This is a genomic window from Vibrio xiamenensis, from assembly GCF_900100015.1.
Classification (GTDB): domain Bacteria; phylum Pseudomonadota; class Gammaproteobacteria; order Enterobacterales; family Vibrionaceae; genus Vibrio; species Vibrio xiamenensis.
This window is the reverse complement of sequence record NZ_FNDD01000063.1, coordinates 1-6,048: the sequence shown is the minus strand read 5'-3', so window position 1 is coordinate 6,048 and position 6,048 is coordinate 1. Positions and strand designations below refer to the sequence as shown.

General features: G+C 34.6%; 5 protein-coding genes. 3 read left to right on the top strand and 2 right to left on the bottom strand.

The genetic code is table 11. From position 1 onward, the window contains the following. The coding region (locus BLS03_RS24970; RefSeq protein ID WP_176765542.1) for a transposase domain-containing protein at positions 1-255 on the bottom strand (255 nt) is incomplete at its 3' end. Between the two features lie 374 nt (positions 256-629). Between BLS03_RS24970 and BLS03_RS24965 the strand changes: the two genes are divergently transcribed. The 3 genes from BLS03_RS24965 to BLS03_RS24955 are packed head-to-tail and all read left to right on the top strand — an operon-like array spanning position 630 to position 5,213. Beyond that, positions 630-1,877 (top strand): DNA cytosine methyltransferase, encoded by a 1,248-nt coding sequence (locus BLS03_RS24965; protein WP_093279547.1) that lies wholly within the window; start codon positions 630-632, stop codon positions 1,875-1,877. A 4-nt stretch (positions 1,878-1,881) separates the two neighbouring features. Beyond that, positions 1,882-4,317, top strand: a complete 2,436-nt coding sequence (locus BLS03_RS24960) for an ATP-binding protein (RefSeq protein WP_176765698.1) — start codon at positions 1,882-1,884, stop codon at positions 4,315-4,317. Continuing rightward, positions 4,314-5,213, top strand: coding sequence for a response regulator (locus BLS03_RS24955; RefSeq protein WP_093279545.1), 900 nt, complete (start codon positions 4,314-4,316; stop codon positions 5,211-5,213). Before BLS03_RS24960 ends, BLS03_RS24955 begins: the two co-directional genes overlap by 4 nt. Positions 5,214-5,738: 525 nt before the next feature. Here BLS03_RS24955 and BLS03_RS24945 read toward each other — a convergent pair. Next, positions 5,739-6,048 (bottom strand): integrase core domain-containing protein (locus BLS03_RS24945; protein WP_143015700.1); only part of this gene is annotated, 310 nt, incomplete at its 5' end.

Genomic DNA, 6,048 nt, shown 5'->3' with positions numbered 1-6,048 from the left:
GGCTAACCCCTCGGCACACACATTCATTCGTCGTGCGACTTCTGCAATAGGCTCATTGCGAAAAAACGCCATTCCAACAATAAGCCAAAGAACCATATCACTAGGCAAGCGACGTCGACGTATAGTCGCTTTATCGGAAAGTGCTGCCGCTTTAGCAATCCACTCATCAGGAATATGCTCAGAGAAGGTGGTTAGCTGAGCGACATCAATCGGACTTTCTTCAAGAAAGTCGGCAAAACAATTTTGGATAGACATAAAAAATCGAAGACCTATAAACAGGTCTCCGATTGTCTCTTATCAGAAAGATCGGTCAACCGCTCCTTATCTGATCTACATTGCCCGCATGGCAGGGCTTTGAGGCAAGAGATTAAGGTCAAAACCTTATTCTATGTTCTAGATCTTAATATGTATTGGTTATTGTTTTTTATTTTAAATCAGCAAGTTGTATTTTTAATTAAAGTTATTTGTTTTTAAGGTAACCATTCATGTAACCACATCATGAGATGTTCCCTTCCCCTCTTAATTACAGGATGCAGGTCATAATTTTTAGACGTCGATAACCTGGTAACTATGAAGGATCCAGGTATAATTGTAATATCGTTATATATCTAAGAAATAGAGACTTTTAAGTGAGTACAAAGCAGCGCAGTGATAGTAGCAAAGGTAAGTACATTGACCTTTTTTCTGGGTGTGGAGGACTATCACTTGGACTCAGAAATGCTGGTTGGCAAGGTGTTTTTGCTATAGAAAAAGATCCTATGGCGTTTTCCACTTTTAAACATAACTTAATTGACAATAAAGATTCTCATTTTGATTGGCCTGAATGGCTGCCGATAGAAGAGGCTACTATTCAAGACGTGCTTGAAAAGCATAAAAAAGAACTTGTTTCACTAAGAGGGCATGTTGACCTTATTGCTGGAGGTCCACCTTGTCAGGGATTTTCATTAGCTGGAAAAAGGAATGAGAAAGATCCGAGAAATAAACTATCTGAAGAATATATTAAGATGGTTGAGATCGTGTCACCAAAATTTATTTTATTAGAGAATGTAAAAGGATTTGATTCATCATTTAAAAACTCTAGTAAGAAACCGTACTCAATGGTTGTAAAAGCCAAATTAGAAAAATTGGGTTATAAAGTATTTCATGATTATATCTGTAGTGCAGATTTTGGAGTTCCACAAAATCGTACGCGTTTTATCATGATTGCAGTAAAGAGAGAATTAATTTCAAGTAAAGACTTTAACCCTTTTTCTATCATTTCAAACACAAGGCGAGATTTTTTACTAAGTAAGAAATTACCTTTGAGGCATATAAAAGTCAGTGAAGCAATTGGAGACTTACTAGTCTCTACCAATGGTTTAGCTTATCATTCAGGTAGTGAAAGTAACGGATTTAAGAAAATCGATTATAAAAAAACTAGAAAGCAATCATCTTATCTAAAAGTTATGCGTAGTGGATCTGATGGACGATCTCCAAATAGTCTTAGACTAGCAAGACACCGTGATACAACAATAGAAAAATTTAAGAAAATTCAAAAAATATGTAAGCCAGGAATAAGTTTGAATGACTCAATGAGAGAGCAAATAGGAACAAAGAAACAGGCAATAACAGTTCTTAATGCTAACGAACCCTCCAAAACACTTACTACTTTACCCGATGACTTATTACATTATTGTGAACCAAGAATATTGACAGTTAGAGAAATGGCTAGAATCCAGTCATTCCCTGACAGTTTCCGTATCAGAGGTAAATATACAACAGGTGGTGAGCGAAGAACTATGGAGTGTCCACGTTATACTCAAATTGGAAACGCTGTACCGCCATTATTAGCAGAAGCGTTGGGGATTACTATTAGAAAGCTCTTTGACAAAGGATAATAAAGTGAAGTTTCAGGTTAGTTCTGGTCTAAAAAGTATTATTGGTAAAGATCTTATAACAGATGATTTTGTTGCCATTTTTGAACTTGTGAAAAATGCATTTGATGCCTATGCCGATAATGTTGAAATTACATTTCTGGATGATGAGATTGTTATTTCTGATAATGGGAAAGGTATGTCTTATGATGATTTGGTCAATAAGTGGCTCTTTGTGGCTTATTCAGCCAAAGCTGATGATTCTGAAGATATTTCACTTTCAAAAGATTATAGATCTAACTTGAGAGCAAAGCGAGTTCACTATGCTGGAAACAAAGGAGTCGGTAGGTTTTCATGTGATCGATTAGGATGTGAATTAGTAATACAGACTAAAACTAGTGAATGTGAAAGTGTACATCAAATAAGTCTTAGTTGGGATGACTTTGAGAAAGACCAGAGAGATAAGTTTGAATCAATAAATGTTGGCTACAGAAAAGTTGATGAGTTTAACTATCCCAAAGAGTCAAGATTGAAAATAAAGGAATCTGGTACGCTTCTAGCAATTAGCAACCTAAGAGATAAAGAAAGCTGGTCAAGAAATAAGCTTAAAAGATTAAAGTCTGCTTTAGCTAAATTAATCGATCCGTTTGGAATGAAAAACGATTTTGACGTTATAATATCAGCACCGAAAGAGTTAAATAAAGACAAAGAAAATCTTGAAAAAATAGAAAGTAAAGAAATAGACTTTAATTCACCATATATTGATAGTGTTAATGGTAAAGTTAAGAATTTAGTGTTCGAAAAAATAGCTGAAAAAACAACTAGAATTAAAGTTGATATTTCTGACTGCGGTGGTTTTGTAGAGACAAGTTTAATTGACCGTGGTGAACTTGTTTACAAAATAAAGGAAAAAAATCAATATTATTTATTGTCAGATTCAAATGTTTCAATAGAGCTGTATTATATGAATACTGCTGCGAAAAACAACTTTACAAGAGCAATGGGAATACATAGTACTCAATTTGGTTCTGTATTCTTATTTAATAATGGCTTTAGAGTATTTCCTATTGGTGAGCCTAGTGATGATTCTTTAGGGCTAAACTCTAGAAAAACACAGGGTTATGGCCGCTATCTCGGTACACGAGAGATATTAGGGATTATAGATGTTGTTGGTGATTCAAATCGCTTTAAAGAAGCAAGTAGCCGAGATAAGGGATTTGTGGTTACTCCTTCTTCAAAAGAATTGTTTAAATTCTTTTATGATCATGCACTAAAGAGACTAGAGGCGTATGTTACTAAAGTCTCTTGGCCAGATAAACTTGACGCTGAATCTGACGATTTATCCAGAATATTAACCGATCAAGGCAAGTCGAGAGTCGTTAAAGTGATATCTAAGCTCGCATCGTCTAAAGATGTCGAGGTCCTAGATTATAGTGAACGATTAGTTGATATAGTAAGTGTTCGCAATAGTAACTTTTCTGAGGTTATTTCAGATTTGCAGCAGTTTGTATCCAAATCTGGCAGTGAATCACTTCAAGAAAGAATAGAAATTGCTTTAAATCAGTATCGTGAATTAAAAGAAGCAGAGGAGCAGTCAAGGATAGAAGCTGAGCTTGAGAGAAAGCTAAGACTAAAAGCAGAGGAAGAGGCTCGAAGAGAGAGAGAAGCTAAGCTTATTGAGTTGGAAAAAAATAAGGAGTTACAGAAAAGCTTAGACGATAATGTTGAGAAATTAGAAATTGTTGAGGAAGCTTTACAGGAAGAAAAGAAGCGTTCACTTTTTTTAAAAAAAGCCTCTTCAGTAGATATAGATACGGTGCGTAATTTTCACCATCAGATCGGAATATATTCTTCAAGCATTAATCACTTAATTCAATTAAAGCTAGATAGCTTAAGATCAGGTAAGGAATTCTCTACGCAAGAAATTAGTCAAATATTAGAATCAATAAGCTTCAAGAACCAGCAAATTTTAACGGTTTCAAGGATAGCTACAGTTGCAGATTATAGGCTTAGTGCGGAAGAGATTGATGAAGACTTAATATTTTTTGCAAAAGAATATTTGGAAGAGGTAGTAAGCAAGTATTCACCAGATATAAGCGTAGAGTGGATTAGTGATGGGAATTCTTGGGATATGACATTCATGCCTTTAGAGGTAATGCTGGTTGTTGATAACTTAGTTCATAATGCATCCAAGCCAAACACTGGTTGTACTAAAATAACCTTTTCTTCGGCCATTGACGAAAAGAAAAGGATGAAAATTGAAATTTATGATGACGGTTTTGGCTTTGCACAACATTTAAAATTAGACATAAACAGTATATTTGATATGGGTGTTACAACAACTGATGGTTCAGGCCTGGGTTTGTATCATGTCAAGCAAGTTATCAATGAAATGGGGGGGAGTATTGAAGCTGACCCAACATATGAAGGTGGTGCTAAATTTATAATTAGGTTTGCAAAATGAAATTAAAATATAATGTGTTATGGTTTGATGATCGACCTAAAAATGTGTCTTCAGCTCAGGAACATATCAAGATAAAATTGGCAAGAATGGGGTTTGAGCTATGTTTGGATTGTCGGCAAGATGTCGGCAGTGAAACTACTATAAAAAAGCTCTTTCAAAATAATGATTATGATCTTTTAGTTGTAGATTATAAACTAAAAGAGAGTGACAAAGACGGTAGTGATCTGATTAAGGTTATTCGTCGCTATTGTACGGCTACAGATATAGTTTTTTATAGTAGTGAAACACCAGCTAAACTTCGAAGTAAGATAAGTGTTGATGGCGTTTATTGTTATAATAGGAACGATCTACCAGCTAATCTAACTTATATCATTGAATCAAGATTGCGTAAAGTTCTTGATTTGAATCAAATGAGAGGACTTTATCTAGCAGCTGTAGCTGATTTTGATCATATTATAGATAATCTTTTCCATAGATTATTAGATAAAGTTGATAAAGAAAAATATATTAATGAGATTATAGATACAACAAGTTCTTACCATGAAAACTCACTGAATAAAATAAAAAACTTGGGCAGCAATAAAGAAATTTATGAATATTCAAGTTTACTAAGTAGTCAGCCTAAGATTCAAGTACTTATAAAAATTCTGAATGATATTGATGACGAAAGGCTTTACCCATATATAAACTTATTGTCTGATTATCCTCAATCTATTTTAGTTCCAAGAAATCAACTGGCTCACGCTATGGAAAAAAGTTGCATTCAAGGTAAGTATGTTTTAAAAAATAGCAAGAAAGAGACAGAGTTTAACTTTGATGACTTTTTAAATCTTAGACATAAAATACTTGATTATAGAGAAACATTTGATCGTATTGAACTCTATACTCGCGAATAAATTATATATTCTTTAACATCATACACACAAGTATACTTTAACGCTTATGTGTATGATGTAAATCAATTTTATATGTTTTTATTTGACCTGAAAGTTCACTGAATTTATTGTCTCTCAATATGTTTAGAATGTATTTCAGTTGGTTTTAGATCAAGGTGACTTATAGCCAGCATAGATTTTCTTTCCTGATTCATAAAGGAAGAAAACATCTTTAGTTGAAAGTCTCTACTTGTTTTCTTTGTTATCAAAGCGTCTTCTATATCCATGACGTTCAGGAAAAAGTAACAATTGTTCCTGTGTCTAGATCCAGAAACATATGTTGATTCCCTCCCCATCCCTGAATTGTATAGGATCAAAGTATCTCCGTTTACAGTAATGCCTTGTGAGCTATAAACCGTCATAGCATAAGCGTGAATTAAAGTTAGATTGCCAGAGTCATCTCTATGCTGAGCGGTGTCAAAGCTTACCGAACGCCATTCTTTCAACCTAATATGAAATACACATCTATTGACCTGCCCCCGAGAACTAATCCAAAACTTCATTAGTAATGCTTGTTAAATTACCACTGTTTCGTGCCGTTCTTGTTGTCGCTGCAAACTCAGAAGGAGTTAAGTAACCCAGAGCTGAGTGGGGGCGATTTTCATTGTAATCCATTCGCCAGAGGCTGATTAGGTCACGAGCATGACTCAAATCCCTAAACCAGTGCTCGTTTAAACATTCATCTCTGAACTTACCATTAAAACTTTCAATATAAGCATTTTGTGTCGGTTTTCCTGCCTGGATTAATTTTAAAATCACACCATGCTGATAAGCCCATTGGTCGAGCGCTTTCCCT

What these genes read in the sequence shown, in the direction of transcription:
- BLS03_RS24955 (WP_093279545.1), top strand. Translation starts at nt 4,314, where the DNA reads ATGAAATTAAAATATAATGTGTTATGGTTTGATGATCGACCTAAAAAT.